Origin of the sequence: Flavobacterium quisquiliarum, assembly GCF_019308285.1 — a bacterium.
GTDB classification, from domain to species: domain Bacteria; phylum Bacteroidota; class Bacteroidia; order Flavobacteriales; family Flavobacteriaceae; genus Flavobacterium; species Flavobacterium quisquiliarum.
Genome location: NZ_WWEM01000038.1, coordinates 129,156 through 152,805, shown reverse-complemented (window position 1 = coordinate 152,805; position 23,650 = coordinate 129,156). Strand labels below are relative to the sequence as shown.

The following is a 23,650-nucleotide window of genomic DNA, read 5'->3' as shown; positions in this document are numbered from 1 at the left end:
GGTAAAACCAAACAATAATTGTCATCTTTTTTTTGGTTTTTTTGAAAAACGGAACAAATAATTTTTTCTTATTTTTGAAAATGAACTCTTCGCAAATAAAACATTTCGACTACATTTTTACTGGAACTGGACTGGCATCCTTAATGACAGTTTATAAAATGATTTTGTCTAGAAAGTTTTCAGATAAGTCTATTTTGCTGTTAGATCAGGATTCAAAGAAGATAAATGACAGAACTTGGTGCTTTTGGGAAAAAGAAGATTCTATTTGGAATTCGGTTATTACTAAAAAGTGGAATTTGGCTCTGTTTGCTAATGAAAAATTTAAACGAGATCTTGAATTAGAGCCATATACCTATAATAAAATCAATGGATTAGATTTTTATAGTTTTGTTTTTGAAAAGATTTCTAGTCAGTCAAATATTTCTTTTTTACACGAAAAAGTAACCGATATCAACGAACTCGAAACACATGTTTTTGTGGGTACAGAAGAAAATCGATATACCTGCGATTATTTATTCAACAGCATTTATGCCAAGGCTTTCGCCGAAAGGCAAGCCAAATATCCTGTTTTGCAACAACATTTTGTTGGTTGGTTTGTGAGAACAGAAAACGAAGTTTTTAATCCAGAAGAGGTCACTTTTATGGATTTTTCGGTTGAACAGAAAGGAAATACACGATTTATGTATGTTTTGCCAACTTCGAAAACGGAAGCTTTGGTAGAATATACTTTGTTCTCAGAAAAACTGCTTGAAACCTCAGAGTACGAAAATGAAATTAAACGTTATCTAGAAAAGCAAGGAATAAACCAATTTGAAATTATTGAAAAAGAGCAGGGAAGTATTCCAATGACCTGTTATCCTTTCTGGAAAAAGAATACGAAACGTGTTTTAAATATTGGAACTGCCGGTGGATGGACAAAAGCGAGTACGGGTTATACATTTAAAAACTCGGATAAAAAATCTTCACAGCTGATTGAATTTCTTCAAAGTGTTTCTTCAACATCGCTCAATATGAAAGCGTTTCATAAAAAAAACCGGTTTTGGTTTTATGATTTACTGCTTTTGGATATTCTGTATCGTCATAACGAATTGGGAAGTGCTATTTTTTCTTCTTTGTTTAAAAAAGGAAATCCGCAATTGATTTTTAAGTTTTTAGATGAAGAGAGTACTTTTTTAGAAGATGTTAAAGTTATTTTAAAGTGCCCAAAATTTCCATTTATTAAAGCGTTATTTAGAGTGATTTTTCTTTCAAATAAATCATAACTCTAAATCACTAACTATTGAAAAAAATTATTCTAGGTTTCAGTTTTCTTATCTCTATTTTTTCTTTCGGACAAGTGTCGACCAATAAAGCTCATGATGTCATTATTGAAGAATTTCTAACCAATTGTGCCGAGAAACATAATTATACTATTGAAATGAGCGAATGGCAGGACTGTCTGGATCAAGGTCTAAAAAAAGATAGTACGGTTGCTTATTTATGGCAGCAAAAGGCAATGCCGTATTTCAAATGCAAAAAGTATGAAGTTGGAATGCCTTATTTAAATAAAGCTGTTTTGTATAATAAAGAAAGATGGCTTTCTTACAGAGCTTTTATGAAATGTATTTTTTCACGTGATTACAAAGAAGCTATCATAGATTTTGACGAAGCCATTAAATTATATGGAAATAGCTATGTTATGGATCATTCTTTTAGCTTTTACAAAGGACTATGCTATTTGCAATTGAACGAATATGAAAAAGCAGAGAAACTTTTCGACGACTATGTAAATGATATTTATAAAAACAGACAACAATTAGAACATCCAACAGCCTATTTCTATCAGGGAATTGCCAAATACGAACTTAAAAAGTGGGATGAAGCGATTGCGATTTTTGATAAAGCGCTAAAAATCTATCCGGAATTTTCAGATGCCAAAGCTTATAAAGCGATATGCTGGTTAAAGCAAGGGAAATCTCAAGAAGAAGTAATGGCTCTATTTAAAATTGCGAGAGATGATGCAAAAAAAGGTTTTTCTATTAATGAAGATAACGCCATTTACGAGACTTATCCATACCAAATGAAGTTTGGCAAATAACGATTAGAAAGAAATTAGACAAAGTAAAAAAAGAATTTTTTATGGTTTAGTTTTGACTTTCGACTTTATGACTTTACAACCTTCGACTAAATCAATCGAACTATAACAAAACTTTATACTTGAAATTAAGGAGTTGCGAGTAAACTTTGTAACTTTGCAGTTCAAAAGTAAAATTTAAAAGACAAGAATATGTATCCACTAGACATGGTAAAACCAATGGAAGCTGAATTAACAGCTGCAGGTTTTCAAGATTTACATAGTGCTGAAGCTGTTGAGAATGCTATCAAAGCTGAAGGTACCACTTTAGTTGTTGTAAACTCTGTTTGCGGTTGTGCTGCTAGAAATGCACGTCCAGGAGCAAAAATGAGTTTAGAGGGAGCTAAAAAACCAGATCACCTTATCACAGTTTTTGCTGGTGTTGACAAAGAAGCGGTTGATGCTGCAAGACAACATATGTTTCCTTTTCCTCCATCATCGCCATCTATGGCTTTGTTCAAAAACGGAGAATTGGTTCACATGTTAGAGCGTCACCACATCGAAGGACGTCCAGCTGAGCTAATCGCTGAGAATTTGCAAGATGCGTTTAACGAGTTTTGTTAATTTTTTAGAGATGCTAAGGTTCTAAGGCGCTAAGATTCTAAGTTTTTTAGATTCAAAGTGTCGAAGGTGCGGAGGTGAAAAATTTAAAAAAAGGTCTGTTTCAATTTTGAAACAGACCTTTTTTATTTTTATATGTTCCGTAGGAACATCTTGTCGGTAGAAAAAAATGTATTGTTGTTGTTTTACGTTCCTACGGAACGTTAATACAGGCGATTACGTTTTTTCTACCGATTAAACATTCCGCAGGAATGATAACTCAATGTAAAAAACTTAGAATCTTAGCGCCTTAGAACCTTAGCAACTCAAAAAAACTAATTCCACCCTCCGCCCAGCGCTTTATACAATTGAACCATAGAACTTAGTTGTTTTTGAGTTAACTGTGAGAGGCTTAATTGGGCTTCAAACAAAGATCTCTGTGCATCTAAAACTTCTAGGTAAGAAACATAACCGTTATAATATCTCGCATTAGATAAATCATAGTTTTTTTGAGCCGCAACTACTTGTCGGTTTCGGGCTGTCCATTCTTCTTTAAACATGGCTACATTTTGAAGTGAGTTTTCGACTTCGGAAATCGCGGTTAAAAAGGTTTTTTGGAAATTGAATTTCATTTCTTCAGCAATTTGTCTATTCACTTCAACGCGTCGTTTGTTTTTTCCGAAGTTGAAGATCGGTCCTGCAACTCCAGCGCCAACATTTTGTGTATAAGAACCGTCGTTAAATAAATCTCCAACCGTAATACTCGCAAAACCGGCAAGCGCACCAATATTAAATGATGGATAACGCATAGCTTGGGCAACACCAATTCTTTCAAAAGCGGCTTTGTACAAATATTCCTGACGTTTCACATCAGGTCTGTTTTCTAATAAAGCAGATGGAACCGAAGTTGGAAATTCAGTCAGAATTAATAATTCGCTGTTGGTTTTTCCTCTCTGAATTGGTTGGGGAACTTGTCCAACTAGAATTGAAATAGAATTTTCTAAAGCCGTAATCTGTCTTTTGATTAACGGAATATTGGCTTCGGCAATGGCAACTTGCTGTTCGATTTGCACTTTATCTAATTCTGCAACATAACCGCTTATGAAACGTTCATTGATGATGTCGTACGCTTTTTGTCTGGTTTCTAAAGTGTGAATGGTAATTTCTAATTGATTATCAAAGTCACGCAGTTCAAAATATGAAATGGCAATTGCACTTACGATATTAGATAACACTACTTTTCGAGCTTCATCAGAGGCTAAAAGTTCATTTTGTAAAGCTTTAGTCTGATGACGGTATTTTCCCCAGAAATCCAATTCCCAAGACATATTGGCAAATATAGAAGAAGGTTGCATAAAGGTTTCTGCACTATTGACCTGACCTGTATATTGAAAAGAAGGATATAAATCGGCTTTTGCCATTCCGAGATTGGCTTGTACTTGTTCTAAACGAGCAATGGCAATTTTTAGATCGTAATTGTTCTGAATTCCTTTTTCGATTAAACCAATTAAAACATTGTCATTAAAAATAGTCGACCATTTTATAGTTGTAACCGATTTTGTGCTATCGGCAGGTTGATTACTATAACGGAAAGAATCTGTCTGAGGCTGTTCTGGTTTGGCATACTTTGGCCCAACCATACATCCGTAAGGGAAAACAGCTATCAAAAATATCGCTAGAAGTATTTTTAGAGTTTTCATTGTTCATCCTTTTTAGGTTCATCGGTTTCATCGGTTTTTTTCTTTCCGAAGGTTTCAATAAAAACAAACAACACAGGAATCAAGCAAACTCCTAGAATAGTGGCAACGAGCATACCGCTAAAAACGGTCATTCCCATAACTTTTCTGGCTTGAGCTCCAGCTCCAGTTGCCGTTAATAAGGGAACTACTCCTAAAATAAAAGCAAAGGCCGTCATTAGAATTGGGCGGAAGCGCAATTTTGCAGCGAATAAAGCCGCTTCTTTTGCAGGCATTCCTTTTTCATATTCTTCTTTGGCAAATTCTACAATCAGAATCGCATTTTTGGCAGCAAGACCAATTAACATTACCAAACCAATTTGGGCAAAAACGTTATTCACATAATCCGGACTGAGCAATCGACAGATGTATAAACCCAGAAAAGCACCGAAAACAGCAAAAGGCGTTCCGAGCAAAACACTGAAAGGGAGTTTCCAGCTTTCGTATTGTGCGGCGAGAATTAGAAACACGAAAAGAAGTGCCATGATAAAAACCGTATTTCCTTTTCCTTCGGCCTGTTTTTCCTGATAGCTCATGTTCGCCCATTCGTAACCCATTCCTGCGGGAAGTACTTTACTTGCCGTTTCCTGTAAAGCATTCATGGCTTGCGCTGAAGTAAATCCAGGAGCGGGAGTTCCTCCAATTTCGGCAGCGCGGTACAAATTGAAACGCGTTGTAAATTCGGGGCCGCTTACTTTTCGAATTGTGGCAATACTCGAAATCGGAATCATTTTGTTGTCTTTGCTCCGAACAAATATCTTATTAATGTCTTCGGGATTTACGGTGTAACTTGGATCTGCCTGAAGCAGTACGATATACTGTCGCCCAAATTTATTGAATTCATTAATGTATTGCCCTCCTAAACTGGCACCAATCGCAAGGTTCACATCTGATAAAGAAAGATTTAATTCGGTAACTTTTTCCCGATCAATGTCTAAACTAATCTGTGGTACGTTAGGATTAAAAGTCGTTCGAATCGTTCCAATTTCAGGTCTTTTTTTAGCTTCTGCCATAAATTGCTTCGCATTTTCAAAAAGATACTGCGGCGTATTTCCTTCCCGATCCTGAAGCATCATCGAAAATCCGGCAGCATTTCCAATTCCGGTAATAGGTGGAGGACCAAAGGCAAAGACTGTGGCCTCGGGAATTCCGAAAACTACTTTTCCGTTGACTTCCTTTAAAATCTGAAAAACATCTTGTTCGCGTTCTTTCCATTCTTTTAAAGCGACAAAGAAAAATCCGTTGTTGGTTGCCACCGAGTTTTTGATTAAACTAAATCCCGCCACCGAAGTATAATATTCAACGCCCTGATTCTGCGATAAAATATGTTCCACTTTCTGAATCACTTTTCCTGTTCGTTCTAATGAAGAAGCGCCGGGAAGTTCAATGTTTACAAACATATAGCCCTGATCTTCTTCGGGTACAAAACCGCCCGGAATTCTTCCTCCAAGCAAAATAATTGCCCCAACAACTATTCCGATAAAGATTAAGCTTCGGGCAGTTTTTTTAATTAGAAAACCAGAAAAGCCAGTGTATTTATTAGTGAATTTTCCAAATTTATCATTAAACCAGTGAAAGAATTTTCCAAGCCAGCCCTTTGCTTCTTGATTTGGTTTTAATAAAAGTGAACATAAAGCGGGGCTTAAGGTTAAAGCACTTAAAGCTGAGAAAATCACCGATATAGCAATTGTAATAGCAAACTGCTGATAGAGTCGTCCTGTAATTCCGGGTGTTAAAGCGACGGGAATAAACACGGCGGTCAATACAATCGCAATCGCAATTACAGGTCCCGAAACTTCTTTCATCGCCTGATTGGTGGCTTCCCGAGGCGACATCCCCTGTTCGATATGATGCATTACGGCTTCAACAACCACAATGGCATCGTCGACGACAATTCCGATGGCCAATACTAATCCTAAAAGGGAAAGTACATTGATGGAAAATCCAAGTAACGGAAAAAGCATAAAAACCCCAATTAGCGAAACAGGAACGGTTAAAAGCGGAATTAAAGTCGCGCGCCAGTTTTGGAGAAAGATAAAAACTACGATGATTACCAGAATAATCGCTTCGACCAAAGTGTGCATGATTTCGTTGATTCCTTCAGAAATGGCGAGAGTTGTATCTAATGAAACACGATATTTTAAATCCTGCGGAAATCTTTTGCTGAGTCTTTCGATCGTGTTTTTTACGTTTTCGGCCACTTCCAATGCATTGGAACCCGGCATTTGTTTGATTCCGATTGTTCCTGCGGGATTTCCGTTTAATTTCGCAATCGAAGCATAACTTTCTGTACCTAGAGTTACGGTTCCAATATCTTTCAAACGAACCTGCTGATTATTGATATTTGATTTTAAAATGATATTTTCAAAGTCTTCAGGATTGACCAAACGGTCTTTCAGCATTACGTTGTAAGTAAACTCATTGTTCTCAGTTGCTGGCGGAGCGCCAAATTTTCCTCCGGGCGCAATGGCATTTTGATCTTGGATTGATCGTATAATATCGGGAACTGTCAAGTTGTATTTGGCCATAATATCGGGCTTGACCCAAATTCTCATGGCATAATTACTTCCTCCATAAAGCGTAACTTCTCCAACTCCCTTAATACGGGCCAAAGCATCTACAATGTTGATATTGGCATAATTGGTCAGAAAGTTTCCGTCGAAGGTTTTGTTGGGAGAATACAAGGACAAAATGAGCATCGGCATTGAGAGCGACTTTTTCGTGGTAACTCCTGTAGTTTTTACATCATTTGGAAGTTTGTTGGTCGCTTCGTTAACTCGGTTCTGGGTTAGCATGGTGGCATTATCCAGATCGGTTCCCATATCAAATGTAATATTTAACGTCATACTCCCATCACCTGTATTGGTGGATTGCATGTAAAGCATGTTTTCAACTCCATTTACTTTTTGCTCGATAGGAGTTGCAACGGCCTGCTCCACATTTAAGGCATTTGCACCACGATAACTCGTTGAAACTTGTACCAAAGGCGGTGCAATTTCCGGATATTGAGCAATAGGAGTCGAAAGGACAGAAAGACTTCCAATTAAAACAATGAAAATGGAGAGAACAATAGCAACGATTGGTCTGCGTACAAAGAAATTATCCATAATCTAGTTGTTTAGAGATGATGCAATCTGCTTTTTATCTTTGTCGGCTACATAAGGAACTGGAACAACTGTCGATCCGGGCTGAATAAACTGATTGCCAATAATAGCGACTTTTTCGTCGGGTTTTAAACCTTTGGTAATAATCCAGTCGACACCAATTTTTTGTCCGACTTCGACCATTCGGGTTTGTATAGTGTTTTTTTCATCTATAATAGAAACCTGGAAAAGTCCCTGAATTTCGGTTACGGCTTTTTGAGGAATAACGATAGCATCTTTTTGAGTTCGCAGTAAAACACGGACTTTTGCGAATTGTCCCGAACGTAAAGTACCGTCTGGATTAGGAAATTGTGCTTCAATAGTCACTGTTCCTGTTGTTGGGTCTATTTTGGTATCGGAGAAATTGAGACTTCCTTTTTCAGAATGGGTACTTCCGTCAGAAAGTATTAAAGCGAGATCAGTAATACGTTCTCCGGCTTTGACTTGTTTTTGATAACGAAGATAATCAGATTCACTAACTGTAAATTGAACTCTTACTTTTTCTAGTTTCGAAACAGTATTGAGTTTAGCATCATTTCCAATTCGGGTAATATAATCGCCTAATCGGGCATTCGAAAGTCCGATGACGCCATCGATTGGAGATCGAATATCGCAGTAGCTTCGTTCAATCTGCTGGTTTCTTAAACTGGCTTGTACGCTGTTTAAGTTAGATCGTGCCGCTTTGTCTTTGGCTACAGCCGCATCCAACTCACGTTTACTCACTGCATTCATATCAGCAAGCGGTCGTATTCTTTTGAGTTCTTCTTCGGCATTTACCAAATTACTTTGAGCGCCCGCAACTTGTCCGCGCACTTGCTCTACTTTGGTATCATATTCTAACGGGTCGATGGTATATAAAAGCTGGCCTTTTTTGACTCTTTGACCTTCTTTGAAATGAATGCCGGTCAGAATACCATCAACTCTTGCGATTAATTCAATGTCTAAATCTCCAAAAGTCTGTCCCGCAAAATCTTTGTAAATGGGGACATCTTCACTTTTGACCGTTACGAATGGAGCCTGCATCGGAGGTGGCGCCTTGGGTTGTTCTTTTTTACAGGAAGAAAATAAGGTTAAAAGAAAGAAGAGGGGAAGGATTGGTTTTGGTAGTTTTAAAGCATTCATAATCACAAATGTTAAAATTGTACCACATAAATTTAATGAATTTTTGTAACCAATTGATAAACAGAGATTGTTTTTTATTAATGCAACATTGTTGCTTGTTTACGGTTTTAGAATTTAAATGAATATATCTTGTTTACATGGCTTTAAAATCAAGAGTTTTATTCTTTTTAAAATTGAAAAGAAAGCCTTACCTTTGCGCCCGAATTTATTCCATTTATAGATTCGTAATTAATTTATTCTTAACTTAAAACTGTTTATAGCATGCAACTGTATAACACTTTGAGCGCAGAAGAAAGAGCCATCATGATTGATGATGCCGGTAAACAACGACTAACGTTGTCTTTCTATGCGTATGCCAAAATTCAAGATCCACAAAAATTTCGTAACGATTTATTCATTGCCTGGAATGCACTAGATGCACTAGGAAGAATTTATGTTGCCCATGAAGGAATTAATGCTCAAATGAGTGTTCCTGCAGAAAATTTTGAAGCTTTTAGAGAAACTCTTGAAGCTTATGATTTCATGAAAGACATACGATTGAATGTTGCCGTAGAGCAAGACGATCATTCCTTTTTAAAATTGACCATCAAAGTGCGTCATAAAATCGTTGCTGACGGTTTAAATGACGAAACTTTTGATGTTACTAATATTGGCGTTCACTTGAAAGCCAAAGAATTCAACGAAATTCTTGATGATCCAAACACTATTGTAGTTGATTTTAGAAATCACTACGAAAGTGAAGTGGGACATTTTAAAGGTGCGATTACTCCAGATGTTGAAACTTTTAGAGAGAGTTTACCAATCATCAACGAACAGCTTAAAGATCACAAAGACGATAAAAATCTGGTAATGTATTGTACTGGAGGAATTCGCTGTGAAAAGGCGAGTGCTTATTTTAAACATCAAGGTTTTAAAAACGTTTATCAATTGGAAGGCGGGATTATCAATTACGCTAAACAATTGAAAGAAGAAGGTTTAGAAAGTAAATTCATTGGTAAAAACTTCGTATTTGATAATCGTCTAGGCGAAAGAATTACAGATGATATTATTTCGCAATGCCACCAATGCGGAAAACCTTGCGATAATCACACTAACTGCGAAAATGACGGCTGTCATTTATTGTTTATTCAGTGCGATGATTGTAAAGCTGCTATGGAAAACTGCTGTTCTACAGAATGTCTAGAAATAATTCACATGCCTTTAGTAGATCAGGTTCGTTTAAGAACAGGTAAACAAGTTGGAAATAAAGTATTCAGAAAAGGAAAATCTGAAAACTTAAAATTCAAACATTCAGGAGAATTGCCAGAAACTGCATTGGCTACAGCACAAAAGCCGGCCGATATTCGTCAGAAAATAAAAGTAAAGAAAGTCCTTCTTGGAAAAGCGGAGCATTATTATGTAAAAGCTCAGGTTGGACAGTTTACTATCGAGAACCAAGAGTTAAACAGCGGTGATAAAATCTTAATTTCCGGCCCAACTACGGGTGATCAGGAAATGGTTTTGGATAGAATCATTGTTAATGGTGAAGAAACTCAGTCTGCTAAAATTGGTGATAAAGTTACTTTTGAGGTTCCATTTCGTATTCGTTTGTCAGATAAAGTATATAAGATTTTAGATTGAATTAAATAGGAGTGTTACGGCATTTACGTTAAATTTTGATAATATAGAACAAAGCCCACGGTTAAAACTGTGGGCTTTTTTTTAATAAGAGAATATACTGCGATAATTTTTTAAAATATAAACTATGATATAAATCATAGGAATCTAATCTACACCCACATTATTTTTGTCAATTGTTAGATGACTGATTGAAAAATCATTTCATTGAAATAATAGAATCAAAAATGACAATTAACAATACAATTGAACTCATGTCTCCAGCGGGAGATTTTGAGTCGCTTCAGGCTGCCTTAGATAATGGCTGTGATTCCGTATATTTTGGAGTTGAACAGCTTAATATGCGTGCACGTTCGACAGTGAATTTTACGATTGACGATTTAAAAGAAATTGCCAGTCGATGCGGAGCTAAAAATGTTCGAAGCTATCTTACTTTAAACACCATTATTTATGATCACGATTTATCGGTTGTAAAAACATTATTGATGAAAGCCAAAGAAGCAAACATTACAGCCGTAATTGCTTCAGATCAAGCGGTAATCGCTATGGCTAGATCGATTGGAATGGAAGTTCATATTTCAACTCAGTTGAATGTCACGAATATTGAAACCATTAAATTCTACAGCTTGTTTGCTGATACAATGGTTTTGAGTCGAGAATTAAGTTTACGCCAAGTAAAGAATATTACGGATCAAATTGAAAAAGAACAGATCAAAGGGCCAAACGGGAATTTAGTCGAAATCGAAATTTTTGGACATGGTGCTTTGTGTATGGCGGTTTCGGGGAAATGTTATTTGAGTTTACATTCGCATAATTCATCTGCAAATCGAGGTGCTTGCAAACAAAACTGCCGAAAAAAATATACCGTTATTGATCAGGAAACTGGTTTCGAAATCGAATTGGATAACGAATACATGATGTCGCCTAAAGATTTATGTACGCTGGATTTCTTAGATCAAGTTATTGATTCCGGAATTAAAGTTTTAAAAATCGAAGGAAGAGGCCGTGCGCCGGAATATGTAGCAACCGTAACCAAAAGCTATCGTGAAGCTATTGATGCGTATTACGATGGCACTTTCTCTAAAGAAAAAACGGCAATTTGGATGAAAGCTTTAGAAACCGTTTACAATCGAGGATTCTGGTCGGGATATTATCTAGGTCAGGAATTAGGAGAATGGAGTGATATTCCAGGATCTGCAGCAACTCAGAAGAAGGTTTATGTGGGTAAAGGAACACACTATTTTCCAAAAGCTGAGATTGGGCAGTTTAAGATTGAAGCCTATGATATTAAAATTGGAGATAAAATTTTAGTTACAGGGCCAACTACAGGCGCTCAGGAAATGATTATCGATGAGATGTTTGTAAACGATGCAGCTGGAGAAAAAGCAACAAAAGGCGATGACTGTAGTTTTAAACTGCCATTTCGAATCAGAATGTCTGATAAACTCTATAAAATCGTTGAGGCATAATGGTTATTGTTACTTTACAAAGAGATAAATGCATTGGCTGTAATTACTGTGTGGAGATGGATCCGGTTCATTTTCAAATGTCAAAAAAAGATGGGAAATCGGTTTTGATTCATTCGCAAAATGCAAAAGGATTTTTTACGCTGAAATCTCAAAATCATACGATTGTTGAAAGTTGTGAATTGGCGGCCAAAGCTTGTCCAGTGAAGATTATTACGGTTAAAGAGACTTAGGAATATTTGAATCACATAAAAAAAGAGTCGCAATTTTGCGACTCTTTTTGGTTAAAATACGTTGTAAGAATTTATTACAATGATGATGTTTATGCTTCTTCGATTTTTACTGTTTCGATATTTTCATCAATTTCAGCCCATTCTGGAGATTCCCAAAATATGGCAATATGAAGATTATATATTCCAATTGCCCCATAAGAAAAGACGCAGAAATAATAGAAACCACTTGGGATTTCCTGATAGAAAAAGAATAGAGTTCCTAGAGCTAATACTGCAAAACCTATCCAAACACCTTTTCTAAAATAGATTATAGAAATATACAATGCAATAACTATCCCAGTTAAGCAAATTAAGTCCTGACGGTTTAAGCCAAGTCCTATAAATTTGTAAAATGCATAAACGCTTATTACAAACAAAAGAAATGCTTGGAAGTATAATTTTCTTTGATTTTCATCTTGTTCTATTTCTAAATATTCAGCATGGGTCAATGGAGTATTTTTGCGAAAAAAGAATAATAACGGAATTAAATTAATTACAGGTATAAAGCTCAATAGGTAAATCCATAAAGGTCTTCTATGTAAAGCACCTAACTGCAAAAGCAGTAATTGGGAGAATAATAAATAGACAAATGTAATTTGAAAAACCACGCGAATAACGGTATATATATCATAGTAAGTTCTCGAAATACTTGGTGCCAAAGAACTGAACCAATTCACAGAGAATTGTTCTGTAAAAACAAAATGAACAGCAAGGAATGAAGTAAACAGCAAGGAAAAATGCATCACGAATTTTTTATAACTTAGAAAAGCAGTATCAGGCATTTTTATAAAACTCTTAAAAGAAAATCCCGCTTCTAATAAAAGCATAAAGTAGAAAAAAGACAGTATCGCAAATAATTTTGAAAATATTATTTCATAAGACGAAACAGAGCCGTAAAAATCACGGAAAGTTAATATAGAAACTATTTTTTGGTATAAAGCATCTAGATTTATAGAAGTAAACATTCCTATTAGATAGCCTAAAAAATTGATTTTTTTCCCATAAAGTATTTTTCCTCTTAACGCACCATATAGTGCGTAAGGGTACAAATAACCTAGAGTAAAATAAATTATATAAAAAGAACTCTTATCATAAGATTCATGAAGGTCTGAAAAAGTAGAAATGATGTCTGATAGTATTGCTGGCAGGCATAACAAAAGAAGGTATTTTATTTTATCGAATTTCTTTTCATTGACAGCTTCCCAGCAAAGTGCTATTATTAAGATTAGGGCATTGATTATTGTATTCAAAATATTTGCCCATAAAGGTAAATTTTGAGGTCCTCGAAAAGAGATTAGCATACCTGATAATCCAGATCCTCCAGCACTGGAAACGGAAAAAGTATTTATGATAAGTTGTTTAATAACAAAAAGCACGGCAATAATTGCCAGAGGAAAAGTGATCGCCTTAAACTTTGAAAAATTAAAGTGATAAAAATAGTTTGTTTCCTCTTTTGGTTGGTCAAGTACATTTTCGGTGTTCATTTTGGTTAGTTTTGGGTTTATTTAAAATGGAATATTATGTTCTTTTTTATATGTTTAGCGTAAGTAAACATAACAAATTTTAGTTCTTGTTTTAAAAACCAATTACTCTTTTATAACATTACTAAATTTGTTTTTAACCAATGCTTCTAAACTTCCAGTTTTAGTCATTCCTTGCCAGTCGGAAATTTTTCCGTTGACATTAATTTTAATGCCGACGCTATTTGCTGTTTCATAAACCAGATGTTTTATACTGCCACTGTTAAATTCAAGTTCATAACTTGAATTTTGTTTTCTGAATTTAAAGATGGCTTTATTGGCTTTTTCAGGACTGGACGGATGAGCAAAAGAAATAAATTTATACTCGTCGTTTTGTTGAAAAGCATAATATAAGATAGTATCTATTTTAAACAACAATATACGCCCTTTGCCATTTTTGGTATCAAAAGCAAGTATTTTATCTGGATCTAAATTTGGTTCGTAAATAGATAAAGAATTGAAAGAAACCCATTTGTTGTTTTCTAATTTCTTACCTGTTATTTTAGAGAAAGGCCCTTGGGCAAATCCATCTTCATCAAAGCTGGAAATCATTTTAGCCTCTTTACCCGAGACGCTGTAATGCTCACAACCATGACAAGCTGCACCGCAGGTACTCGATGTAATAATACGTTTGTTTTTTGCATCGATATCAAACGAACCGCCACGCATACAATTAGCATCATTATAAACATCGCTAATACTTTGACTAATTGTAAATGTGTTTTCGGTATTAATAAAAATATGAGATGATGCCCTTGGATAATAACAGCCATCATCATCATTAATTTGTGTTTCATGAATAATAATATCAGGTTTTCCATCAAAATTTACATCGCCTAGAATTTGAATATTCTTGTCAGAAAGACTTTTGAAAGTTACTTCTTTGGCTGTTTTGATTGTTTGTGGTTTCGCCAATTCCTTCGCACCAAACTCTAAAACCATTTTTGTGCCCTTATCTTCGGTAAGTTTGTAATATTCTTTTATTTGGGAGCCAGCTTTTTGCTGAATAAAATACAAAGTATAACCTTTCATGAAATCATGAATGAGATAAGCTTTTTGAGCACTTGCAGTTGAGATTCCTGATAAAATGAAAAGAACTAAAATTTTTAGTCTCATAATTGTTGTCTTGTTGAGGTTTTTATCGGTTATCTGATACATCTAATTCATCGAAATCACTGATATCAGATAATCTAAGAAGTTTATTTTGAGGAAGTTTAGTTTCGGTTTTTTCGAAAATTTCATCGCCGTCGTAAGTGTTTTCGTTAACGTTCTGATTGACAATCTTTTTTCGGGTCAGGAAATTGATGCTGGTTTCGGTTAGAGTAACTGGCCCGTGGTTACTGCTGGCATCATAACCTATCAGTTCAAAATCATTGTTTTGATATCTAAAAGTATATTCCCAATAGCCGTATCTGCCGTGTCGGTAGGCAATATATAGTTTCCCGTTTTTTATTTCGAGGTCAAGTTCTGGGGCATAATAAACGCCTCCTTCTTCATTTTCAGACGAAAAACAACTGTAGTTTTTAACTGCCAGCTCGTAGCCGTTATTTTTGTTGATTAAAGCTATAAATCCTCTGCGGTTTCGGTCTAATTTGCCTCGATATTCATCTTGAACTACTTTGCTTTTATCTGTTCCTTTAATAATTAAAATATAATCCTCTAATCCGTCTTTATTAAAATCGCCTGTGATGGTGTCAAAAGGAATATATCCTTTCGGAATGAAGTCTTCGGGTTTTTTCTTTATTTCTGCTTGAACTGTATCTCCTTCAAAGACTTCTTCGACGGTTGGCATTTCTGAAACCTGAACAGCTCCGGTTTTCTCTTTGGTTTTATTACAGCTCGCAATTCCAAGCAGTAAAATAATTGTAAATACATTATTAAATAACTTATTCATAAACAAATAGTATTTTGGTGGTTAGTTTTTTGAACTGGTTTTAGAGATTAATTTCCATTTTCCGTTTTTTCCAACATACTTATAATCATACATTCGTTTCCCGGTTCGATCCTGAAAATGTTTTTTTAACGGAATTATAGTAAGACCATCCTGTAATCTATAACTGCTTTCTTCTGATGTTCCAAAGGCACTGCCATACAGTTCTGTATTTATAGTGTTCGTTTTTTTGTCAAATTCGGGTCTGTTCCAAATGTAAGTATCATCAGCTGTATTGTAAAGCCTTACTAGTTTTTGCTGTTTTTGGTCATTAATAAAAATAACCGTCCATTCATTTCCATTTACATTAGAATATACCCAGCAAACTAAATCGTCATCACCATCATAATCAAAATCCATTATTTTAAAATTCGAGAATATTAAGTTATCATCAACAAGCCACATAAAAGGCTGATAATCCATATTCTCCTGAAATTTGAGTTCATTTTTTTTAAATTGATGCAGAGATGCTATCGAATCATTTTCGAGAAAAAAAGCATATTTCAAAGGAATTTTTCCTTTTAGCTCAAACTCACATTTGGGTTTTTCTTTAGTAAAATCAATATCACGAATGTCCGAAACATTGACGGAGGAATTAATTTCAAATGTAATTCTCGGAATTGAATCTATTTCTATTTGCGTTTCTGTTTGTGAAAAGACAAAATTGCCAATAAGAAGAAAAAGTAAAAATGAATATTTCATTTTGGTCAATACTATTTTAGGTTTTCAAAAGGGGAATTTATAACACAAAATCCACATTTTTGTATCGTTCGTAATACAGGTTTTCTTCCGGGATTTCTCCGTTTGCCATTCTTTCTGTTATTTCCCTTTGAAATTGAATTTCTTCTTCAAGCAATTTATTCCAGTATTCTGGATTATCTGAGAAATTTTCATAATAATCCAGAATATCAATAATTAATAAGAAATTAGAAGGAGCATTTTGCGGTTTTTCAGGATTGTAGATACAATTTTCTAGTCCGCTTAAAATATTGATTTCTATTGGTTCTAATTCTACAAAATCTTCGGAGTATGGATCTATATCATTGTCATATTTCTGTAACGCTTCTTTTAGATATTGAAGATTATCATTTTTTAAGTCAGCAATAAACTGTTCTTTAGTGATTTTAACATTAAGATGTTCTTCTAAACATTCCGTAACATCAGGTAATAAAAAATAGAATTGAGCAAAGGCAATTGCAATGCTTTTTCTCTGATTAGCGTTAATTTGTTTTAATTGATCTTCTAAAAAGGCTGTATGTTTCGAAATTATGGATACAATATCAAACATCGTTTAATGGTTTTTAAGATTATTTTTTAACGAATTTCTTTGTCACTTTCTTATAAAACATCAAAACGATAACTGCCAATATAAAAGCAACAGCAATATCAAGGATTAAATTTAGAAAAACAAAATTCGTCATTTCTGATGTTGGAGCGGGCGCTACCATTCCGCCATAAAGAACATAGAACGAAGCCGGAAAACCATACATATCATTTCCGTCTACTTTCATTTGCAGACTGGCAGTGGAGTAGGTGAGTATTGTAAAAATTATAATTGTTAGTAGAAAGAGTACTATAAGTTTTTTCATTACAAGATTTTAATTTACTAAGTTATTAAATTAAAAAAAATCGGACAAAATATGCCCGATTTTTCATTTTAGTTTTGGTGTTTTCTAAAGATTCTTTGTATAGTGTTTTAGTATTAATGTCTTTTTTTGACTGCAATCCGTGCCCGTTGCAATTGGTTAATCTTATTTATTCTCAAAAGTTTTTTTTTCTCTCTTTGTCGATATGCTTTACGGGCAGGGATTTTAAATCTGCTATCGAAATAGGATTTATAAATTATCTCCATGTTTTTAATTACAAACCAGATCCTAATACATAAATAAATAATCCCATTTTTATGACAAAAAGAATAAACATTATTAAAAAGAATATCCAAAATATTTTTTTGTTATTATAGATTGCTATTAAAAAAGATATAGGCATTTGAATCATTTCAAAATACGGATCTAATAAATAGATAAGATTAGAAAAGTCACTTATAAAATAAATAGTTCTGTTAGTTAAATCCAACACTATAGGAATTGTAAATAATACAAATGTTACTATACTTATGAATAAATTTACTTTCCAAAATAATTTCATGCATTTTACTTTTAAAATTTATCAAAAATATCTTTTGTTTTTTCTGTGTTCTGTCAGATTTAAGTATTTATCAGTTTTAATTTCAAATGAATAAACAATGTCAACTGAATATCTTGGTTTCTCGATGTTTTAAGTTTAATTGTTTTTACGGACTTCTCATATTTATCTATATCTTAAACATTACAAAAGAATTAAATTGTAATTCTTTTATTTCCCCTGATATCTTGCTGTTAAATCTTTATCAAGAACAAATTTTAAATCTTTATTTCTCCCTATAAGTGTATCGCCATTAATAAGATATTTTTGAGCGGGTACAGCAGGTGTTTTTACTCCGGGTGTTGCAAAATCAAACCAGCCCCCCTGCTACCGAACGAATCCTTTCGTGTGGTATGTTCTGTTTTGTAAAGTGGCTAAAAATATCTGTATTCATTTTGTATGGTTTTGTTTTATATTCTTTGTTGATTCTCTTTGCGCCACACGAAAGGATTAGTAAAGGAGCAGGAATACCCACCTCGAAATTAAACCCTTTTAGAGGTTCATTTTTTATCCAGCAACTCTTATTTGTTTAAATCTTATATCTTTCCCGTTTTCTATTTTGAAATAGTAAATTACATTCGATTCTGAGTTCTCTATTGAATCATTTTCTCCATCATTTACTTTAATCGGACTTTCTATTGCTAAATTCAATATGATTTCATTCTCCTTATCATTGTAAGTTGCATAAATCTTAAATTTTGTATCTTTATCAGTAAGTTCAATAGTTTCAAATTCTCCTTTGCTAAATAAAATTCCAGTTTTTATCTTTAAAATTCCCCTTAAAAAGTAGTTTGAAAATATTTTGTCATAATATTTATCGAATTCCGTTTCTGGAAAAGGTATAACTTTATCTCCCGCTTTTTTAAAGAATTCGTCATCAGCCATGTTTCCCAAATACCAGATTTCGTTGTTGTCATTATAAATTGGAAAATCTATAAATTCTTTCACTTTTACTTTATCTCTTTGATAAATTGCATTTCTAAATTCTTTAAAACTTTCAACTAAAGTATTTGGTTCAGCTTGTGGTTCGATTTTTATATTTTCAGTTTTTGAAATTTCTAAATTTTCTTTTATTTCTGTTGCAGATTTTTTCTCCGCATCTTGTTTACAAGAAATAAATAGAAAAATCAATAATGTTAATGAAATTCTCATTTTTTTACTTTTGTTAATTATTCTATGATTTTAAGAACGTTTATTTTCTATACCGCCACATGAAAGGATTCGTGCGGTAGCGGGGTGGTAATCTTGAGTATTTGTTTGACAACTGTTTAGTATAACTGAAAACAAAAATAGATAAACGTATTTTTTTATGTTTTTCATAGTCACATTATATGAATTCTTTCAATTATATTAGTAATGATATATTTTCTGCTTCCAAATTCCTGAGGGCTTTATATTTTTGAGTTCAATGTTTTTACCTTTATTGTATAATATTGCTCTTACGGCTGTTGTATCATCTTTTACGATGAGCTTCATTGTAATAGGAACAGTATCATTTTTAGTGTGGATAGTTTCAAATGCTTTAATTATTTCTTTTTCATCAAAATTAAGTTCTGTGCTAAATTCAATCGTATCTTTTCTCTTCCAGTTTAAGTATAATTGTTGGGGCAAATAGACAAAATTACCGTAACTGGGAAGTTTGGAATTTTTAAGCGTATCCATTTCCAGGTATTTATTTCCGTAAACATCCACATCCAGTTTTTTAATAGTACATTCTGCAGGCAGTATTATATCAACTTTCCAGTTGTATTTGTTCAGTAATAATGCCCGTTGAACAGCTATTGATGTATTTTTACTAACGCTTCTCTTATTAGCATAATCGCTGTCTGCAAATACAGACCAATCGTGGTTTTCAGGTTTCGCTTGAAAACTTCCAATAATTGCTTTTCCTACCGAGGTTTTTATGTAGCTTTTCATCGAAACCTCTACTTTGCCTTTTGGATAAACTGTTGTTTCAAAAACAATATTTTGACTTAAATCGTATTCTATTTGAACAGCTTTGCGCATTTTTTCTGCAATGGACAATATCTTGTTATAATCAAGTTTAAAAGTTCCGCCATAAAATTTGTTTTCATTAAATGAGTAATACAATATCTTTAAGTTGTCCGGATATAGATCTTTTCCATCGCCAATTCCAGAGCCTCCGCAACTTATTGCACGATCATCATTATCCCCATAAAGCATTGTGTTTTTATCGCAATTCTTTTCGTAATGTCCTGTATGATGCAAACTGCACTTAGCAAACATCACTGGCAAACCAATAGTGGTTTGCGCATTAGCATGCCATTCGTAACATTTGTCTTCGTGGTAATAGTAGGAAACATATTTATGTGCTCCAACTATTACTATAAAAAGGAATATCAATGCCGAAATAATACTTTTCTCTCTAAAATGTTTTATGTTTTTCATACTGTTTTAATGATTCCATGCTCTTGCCATCCCAATCACATATATAATAAACAACAGACAAAGTAAATAAAGAACAATACCAATAATTCCTGCTATTTTAAAAATTTGCTTCATTTGTGTTTTCGCCGGAGCTATTATCCAGATAGTGATAAGGCAAATAAATATAAAAGTAGGAACGGCTAAAATGCTTATTAATTGATTTGGTATCCAAAGTTTTTTGATAAAACTGTTTTCCTGATTTAATGACATCAAAAGTCCATGAAGACAGCATGCGTTTATTATGATTAAGACTAATGCAAATATGCCAAACGAACCATTTTCCTGATCTTCTTTGAGCATATTGTTTTGTGTTTCCATGTTTTTATTGTTTTTTTTCTCTAACTTTCTTTGTCAATATCCGATAGCACGGATTTGCGATCATAAGTGTTTGGAAACCTTATTAAGGTTTGAGAATATCCTCAACTTAATTAGAATTTCTACCACATTTTTCTACAATATCTTGGATTATTAAATCCGTTTATCACTCATTTAAAGTTTATCCTCCTTCGATACTAAAGGTAAATATGAGATAAAAAAATCCAATAATTACCAGTATCACAGCAGTGATATTCAGGCTGATTAAAAAAGATACAATCGGATGGTATTTGTCCTGCTGGCGTAAATGCCCTGCTTGTGAACTTTGTGAATTGTTATTAAAGTGTAATGGTTTCATAATCAGATAAAAATATCTAAAACAAAAAATAATGAGAGCTTCTAAAAGTCATTACTTTGTTAGAATAAGTCTTTAACTGAAATATTATTTTTTAATCTCTAAACTCAGTAATTGATTGTCTTTTTTGCTAAAAGTAAAGTTTAGGTTTTTATCTGTAAAAGTATATTTATACGTTTCGGTTTCGTCATCATCGTCTTTTAAGAATGATTTACCAAATATTTTGAACATTGCTGCTTGTTCTAAAGGTTCAAAATCGCCGTAATAATACCAGGCGTTTTGTGTACTTCTTTTTCCTTCTAAATTTTTATTGTCAAAAATCTCAATAGCAGTCACTTTGCTTGTGTTTTGATCTTCTCCAGAAGCAACACGAGAAAAATTAATACAGATACCATATTTTTTATAAGCTAATCTGCTTACAGAATAACCAGTTCCTGAAATGTGGGTTTTTGTTCTTTTCCAAAAAAGTATTTTTTTAGTTTCCGTTGTTACCATGGTTCCGTCTGCACTTATTTTAAAGTCATTATCAGGTTCTCTTAAATAATCAACTATTGTTTTTCTGTCTGTTTTTCCTATTATAATTTTAAGATTGTTTTCTGTATTAGCAAGACTATTTACTTCATCTATTGTCTGATTATTATTTACATTCTGACTGTATATTGGAATAGATAAAATAAAAACGATAATAAAAAGGAAGTTTTGCATATTGAATTTATTTAATACTGTTCTAAACATTTATACAAAAAGTATTAAGGATTAAATGGCTTTTCGAGATTTTGATACATGATAACCTCTAATTTTGGAAACGTTGCAGAGGATTTTGTTTGAGGAGCATAAAATACGACATCATCTATATGAACCACTTCTTGTCCATTTTCTATATATTTTCTTCGTAGTACTCCTTCGCCCATATTATAGCCATCATTTCTTCGTAAAGAAACAAGTTTGCCATTTGCCGAGATTACAAGCTCATAGTTATCCAGTTCTTCCAGAACACAAGGTTCTTCATTAATAAAATTTGCCTTAATGGTCTTCATTGTTTCATATTCCAATTGATCTAAGTAAGCACTCTGGGCAATATTATACATACCATTATCAACCAGTATGACAAACTGTTCTCCTTGCTGATTTTCAAAATACGATTTAAGCATTTTATAAGATGCTAGAACCTCATTTTTTAGCCACGTACTATCGATCTTTGTCAACTCTTTTCCTGTGTTCCAATTTGTAAGTTGATACGGTACGTTTGCTTTAAAGCTGTCTTTAAATTTATAACTGCTTTTGCTGCCTAATTCCATTTGGGGCAATTCATATTCATATACTATTTTGGGTTCTTTTCCCAAATTTGTTAATTCAATCTCCAGTTCAAAAAAATCATTATTTTCAAAAAAAGGAATATGCTGAGTTCCTTTTTCATTCATTCTAGGAAAAATTGTTACTTCAATATCCTGTTTCCCTGAAACTGGAATACAATTATTAATTAGAAACCACCTATCATCTCCTGCATTTTGATTTTTGGTTGCAGTTGTTATTCCATTTATTGTAACTACATAAGACAGGGAACTTGCAATTTTCAATCGGTATATTGGTTGATTTTCATATTGTTTTATTTGTCTTGACATTGGAGATTGTTCATTTTTTTGAGCACAAGATGTCAATTGTAATCCGAATAATATAAGCTGAATCAGAATAATTTTTTTCATAGTAATTGATTAATTTTATTGATATGTATTGACATCAAGTTATTTATTGAGGTTGTGCGAAGTCTACCGGTTTCATAAAGCAATCTCTTAATTTTTGAATGTTTCTTCTTTTTATAATAACTTTGTAGAGCGAATTACATTTAACGTGACCACAAGCTATAATAAGGAAGCATGAGTTCAGATTCAATTACTTTATCTTTCTGAAAAAGTACAGTTAATGTCCAGTTATTTGAGACCCAATATTCTATTTCGTTTTTGCCAGTGCCTGGATCTCTCATCTAGCATAAGCATTCGTAGAATACTTTTTATAGATCGGTTAATAGTGGCAATTCTTTCATTAAAAGTTCTTTTTTTCCATTCTTTAAATATCGGGGAAGCAATATAAGTTTTTGAAGTTTCTTTAAGTCATACAATACGCTCAAATCAACATTCTTTTCTTCTATTGCCACAACCAATCTTAAATATTTCAACTGTGTCAATGCTTTTAACGAATTTATGCTTTTAACGGCTTTACCAGTACCGCTCATTTTTCCGTGGTCAATATAGAGTTCCTGCAGGTTGACTAATGTAGCAATGGGAGTTAGGTCGTATAGATTATTTACTCCATACATGTAAAGTGTTTTTAAATTTTTCATGTTCTGTACAAAGTCTATATTCTGCATTCTTTTGATGTTGGCAAGTATTAAAATCTCAACAGATTTCAGGGATGAAAGGCTGGGAATTTCATCCTGTTGGTTAATACTAATATGTAGATGTTTTAAATTGGGCATTGTTGAAAAAACCGAAATACGTTCTTCGTCAATATCGTTCACTCTTATAGATTCGATTTTATCATTTCCAATTAATAATGATAAGTTGGTGTACTTTAATTTGAATTTTTTAAGAGGAGTTGAAAGCTCTAAAAATATTGTGTCTTCGGGCAATTCTGATAAATCAAAAATGCCTCTAACTGCTCCTTCAAAAACACCTAAATGAGCGAATGTACCATAAGGTGCTTTTTCTTCTAATAAATAATTATCCCAATTCATAGCTGTTTAAATTAGTTTTGTTAATCTGTTTTGTAAGTTTACCGTTGTTTTGATTGCCCCGCCCACCGAATATTCTCGAAACAAGCTAATATTCTTTTTAGAACACACAGCAATCTCTTAATTTTTGAATGTTTCTTCTTTTTAGAATAACTTCGTAG

General features: G+C 33.5%; 22 protein-coding genes. 6 read left to right on the top strand and 16 right to left on the bottom strand.

Annotated elements, in window-relative coordinates:
* Positions 1–80: 80 nt before the first annotated feature.
* The 3 genes from GSY47_RS21480 to GSY47_RS21470 all read left to right on the top strand — a co-directional run bounded on the left by GSY47_RS21480 (position 81) and on the right by GSY47_RS21470 (position 2,677).
* Positions 81–1,262, top strand: a complete 1,182-nt coding sequence (locus GSY47_RS21480) for a lycopene cyclase family protein (protein ID WP_179003804.1) — start codon at positions 81–83, stop codon at positions 1,260–1,262.
* A 17-nt stretch (positions 1,263–1,279) separates the two neighbouring features.
* A complete protein-coding gene (locus GSY47_RS21475; protein ID WP_179003803.1) occupies positions 1,280–2,077 on the top strand; it encodes a tetratricopeptide repeat protein in 798 nt (265 codons plus the stop codon).
* Positions 2,078–2,266: 189 nt separating this feature from the next.
* On the top strand, positions 2,267–2,677 hold the full coding sequence (locus tag GSY47_RS21470; protein ID WP_179003802.1) for a BrxA/BrxB family bacilliredoxin: 411 nt from the start codon (positions 2,267–2,269) through the stop codon (positions 2,675–2,677).
* Positions 2,678–2,988: 311 nt separating this feature from the next.
* Here GSY47_RS21470 and GSY47_RS21465 read toward each other — a convergent pair whose 3' ends face one another.
* The 3 genes from GSY47_RS21465 to GSY47_RS21455 are packed head-to-tail and all read right to left on the bottom strand — an operon-like array spanning position 2,989 to position 8,654.
* The gene (locus GSY47_RS21465; RefSeq protein WP_179003801.1) at positions 2,989–4,353 is read right to left on the bottom strand and encodes an efflux transporter outer membrane subunit; all 1,365 of its coding nucleotides are present in this window, start codon (positions 4,351–4,353) and stop codon (positions 2,989–2,991) included.
* The gene (locus tag GSY47_RS21460; protein ID WP_219071530.1) at positions 4,350–7,496 is read right to left on the bottom strand and encodes an efflux RND transporter permease subunit; all 3,147 of its coding nucleotides are present in this window, start codon (positions 7,494–7,496) and stop codon (positions 4,350–4,352) included. Before GSY47_RS21460 ends, GSY47_RS21465 begins: the two co-directional genes overlap by 4 nt.
* A 3-nt stretch (positions 7,497–7,499) precedes the next feature.
* Positions 7,500–8,654, bottom strand: coding sequence for an efflux RND transporter periplasmic adaptor subunit (locus tag GSY47_RS21455; protein ID WP_179003799.1), 1,155 nt, complete (start codon positions 8,652–8,654; stop codon positions 7,500–7,502).
* A gap of 261 nt (positions 8,655–8,915) precedes the next feature.
* Here GSY47_RS21455 and trhO point away from each other — a divergent pair, with 261 nt between their 5' ends.
* From trhO to GSY47_RS21440, 3 genes are all read left to right on the top strand, one after another.
* Positions 8,916–10,274 carry an oxygen-dependent tRNA uridine(34) hydroxylase TrhO gene (gene trhO, locus GSY47_RS21450; protein WP_179003798.1) on the top strand — a complete coding sequence of 453 codons (1,359 nt, stop codon included), beginning with the start codon at positions 8,916–8,918 and terminating at the stop codon, positions 10,272–10,274.
* 224 nt (positions 10,275–10,498) lie between these two features.
* Positions 10,499–11,740 carry a peptidase U32 family protein gene (locus GSY47_RS21445; protein WP_179003057.1) on the top strand — a complete coding sequence of 414 codons (1,242 nt, stop codon included), beginning with the start codon at positions 10,499–10,501 and terminating at the stop codon, positions 11,738–11,740.
* Positions 11,740–11,970 (top strand): ferredoxin, encoded by a 231-nt coding sequence (locus GSY47_RS21440; RefSeq protein WP_179003056.1) that lies wholly within the window; start codon positions 11,740–11,742, stop codon positions 11,968–11,970. The genes GSY47_RS21445 and GSY47_RS21440 overlap by 1 nt, the downstream gene beginning before the upstream one ends.
* Positions 11,971–12,059: 89 nt before the next feature.
* Here GSY47_RS21440 and GSY47_RS21435 read toward each other — a convergent pair whose 3' ends face one another.
* The 13 genes from GSY47_RS21435 to GSY47_RS21375 all read right to left on the bottom strand — a co-directional run bounded on the left by GSY47_RS21435 (position 12,060) and on the right by GSY47_RS21375 (position 23,492).
* The gene (locus tag GSY47_RS21435) at positions 12,060–13,493 is read right to left on the bottom strand and encodes a hypothetical protein (RefSeq protein WP_179003055.1); all 1,434 of its coding nucleotides are present in this window, start codon (positions 13,491–13,493) and stop codon (positions 12,060–12,062) included.
* A 102-nt stretch (positions 13,494–13,595) separates the two neighbouring features.
* Positions 13,596–14,645, bottom strand: coding sequence for an XAC2610-related protein (locus GSY47_RS21430; RefSeq protein ID WP_179003054.1), 1,050 nt, complete (start codon positions 14,643–14,645; stop codon positions 13,596–13,598).
* 22 nt (positions 14,646–14,667) lie between these two features.
* Positions 14,668–15,423 carry a hypothetical protein gene (locus GSY47_RS21425; protein ID WP_219071529.1) on the bottom strand — a complete coding sequence of 252 codons (756 nt, stop codon included), beginning with the start codon at positions 15,421–15,423 and terminating at the stop codon, positions 14,668–14,670.
* Between the two features lie 21 nt (positions 15,424–15,444).
* Positions 15,445–16,161 (bottom strand): hypothetical protein, encoded by a 717-nt coding sequence (locus GSY47_RS21420; protein ID WP_179003052.1) that lies wholly within the window; start codon positions 16,159–16,161, stop codon positions 15,445–15,447.
* A gap of 37 nt (positions 16,162–16,198) precedes the next feature.
* Positions 16,199–16,747 (bottom strand): hypothetical protein, encoded by a 549-nt coding sequence (locus GSY47_RS21415; protein ID WP_179003051.1) that lies wholly within the window; start codon positions 16,745–16,747, stop codon positions 16,199–16,201.
* Between the two features lie 19 nt (positions 16,748–16,766).
* Positions 16,767–17,048: a hypothetical protein gene (locus tag GSY47_RS21410; protein WP_179003050.1), complete on the bottom strand. Its 282-nt coding sequence runs from the start codon at positions 17,046–17,048 to the stop codon at positions 16,767–16,769.
* 1,102 nt (positions 17,049–18,150) lie between these two features.
* The gene (locus GSY47_RS21405; RefSeq protein ID WP_179003049.1) at positions 18,151–18,795 is read right to left on the bottom strand and encodes a hypothetical protein; all 645 of its coding nucleotides are present in this window, start codon (positions 18,793–18,795) and stop codon (positions 18,151–18,153) included.
* Positions 18,796–18,993: 198 nt separating this feature from the next.
* Positions 18,994–20,052 (bottom strand): DUF2931 family protein, encoded by a 1,059-nt coding sequence (locus GSY47_RS21400; protein ID WP_179003048.1) that lies wholly within the window; start codon positions 20,050–20,052, stop codon positions 18,994–18,996.
* Between the two features lie 6 nt (positions 20,053–20,058).
* The gene (locus tag GSY47_RS21395) at positions 20,059–20,409 is read right to left on the bottom strand and encodes a hypothetical protein (protein WP_179003047.1); all 351 of its coding nucleotides are present in this window, start codon (positions 20,407–20,409) and stop codon (positions 20,059–20,061) included.
* Between the two features lie 178 nt (positions 20,410–20,587).
* The gene (locus GSY47_RS21390; protein ID WP_179003046.1) at positions 20,588–20,764 is read right to left on the bottom strand and encodes a hypothetical protein; all 177 of its coding nucleotides are present in this window, start codon (positions 20,762–20,764) and stop codon (positions 20,588–20,590) included.
* Between the two features lie 84 nt (positions 20,765–20,848).
* On the bottom strand, positions 20,849–21,466 hold the full coding sequence (locus tag GSY47_RS21385) for a hypothetical protein (RefSeq protein WP_179003045.1): 618 nt from the start codon (positions 21,464–21,466) through the stop codon (positions 20,849–20,851).
* Between the two features lie 44 nt (positions 21,467–21,510).
* Positions 21,511–22,464 carry a hypothetical protein gene (locus GSY47_RS21380; RefSeq protein ID WP_179003044.1) on the bottom strand — a complete coding sequence of 318 codons (954 nt, stop codon included), beginning with the start codon at positions 22,462–22,464 and terminating at the stop codon, positions 21,511–21,513.
* Positions 22,465–22,769: 305 nt separating this feature from the next.
* Positions 22,770–23,492, bottom strand: coding sequence for a leucine-rich repeat domain-containing protein (locus GSY47_RS21375; protein WP_179003043.1), 723 nt, complete (start codon positions 23,490–23,492; stop codon positions 22,770–22,772).
* Positions 23,493–23,650 lie beyond the last annotated feature (158 nt).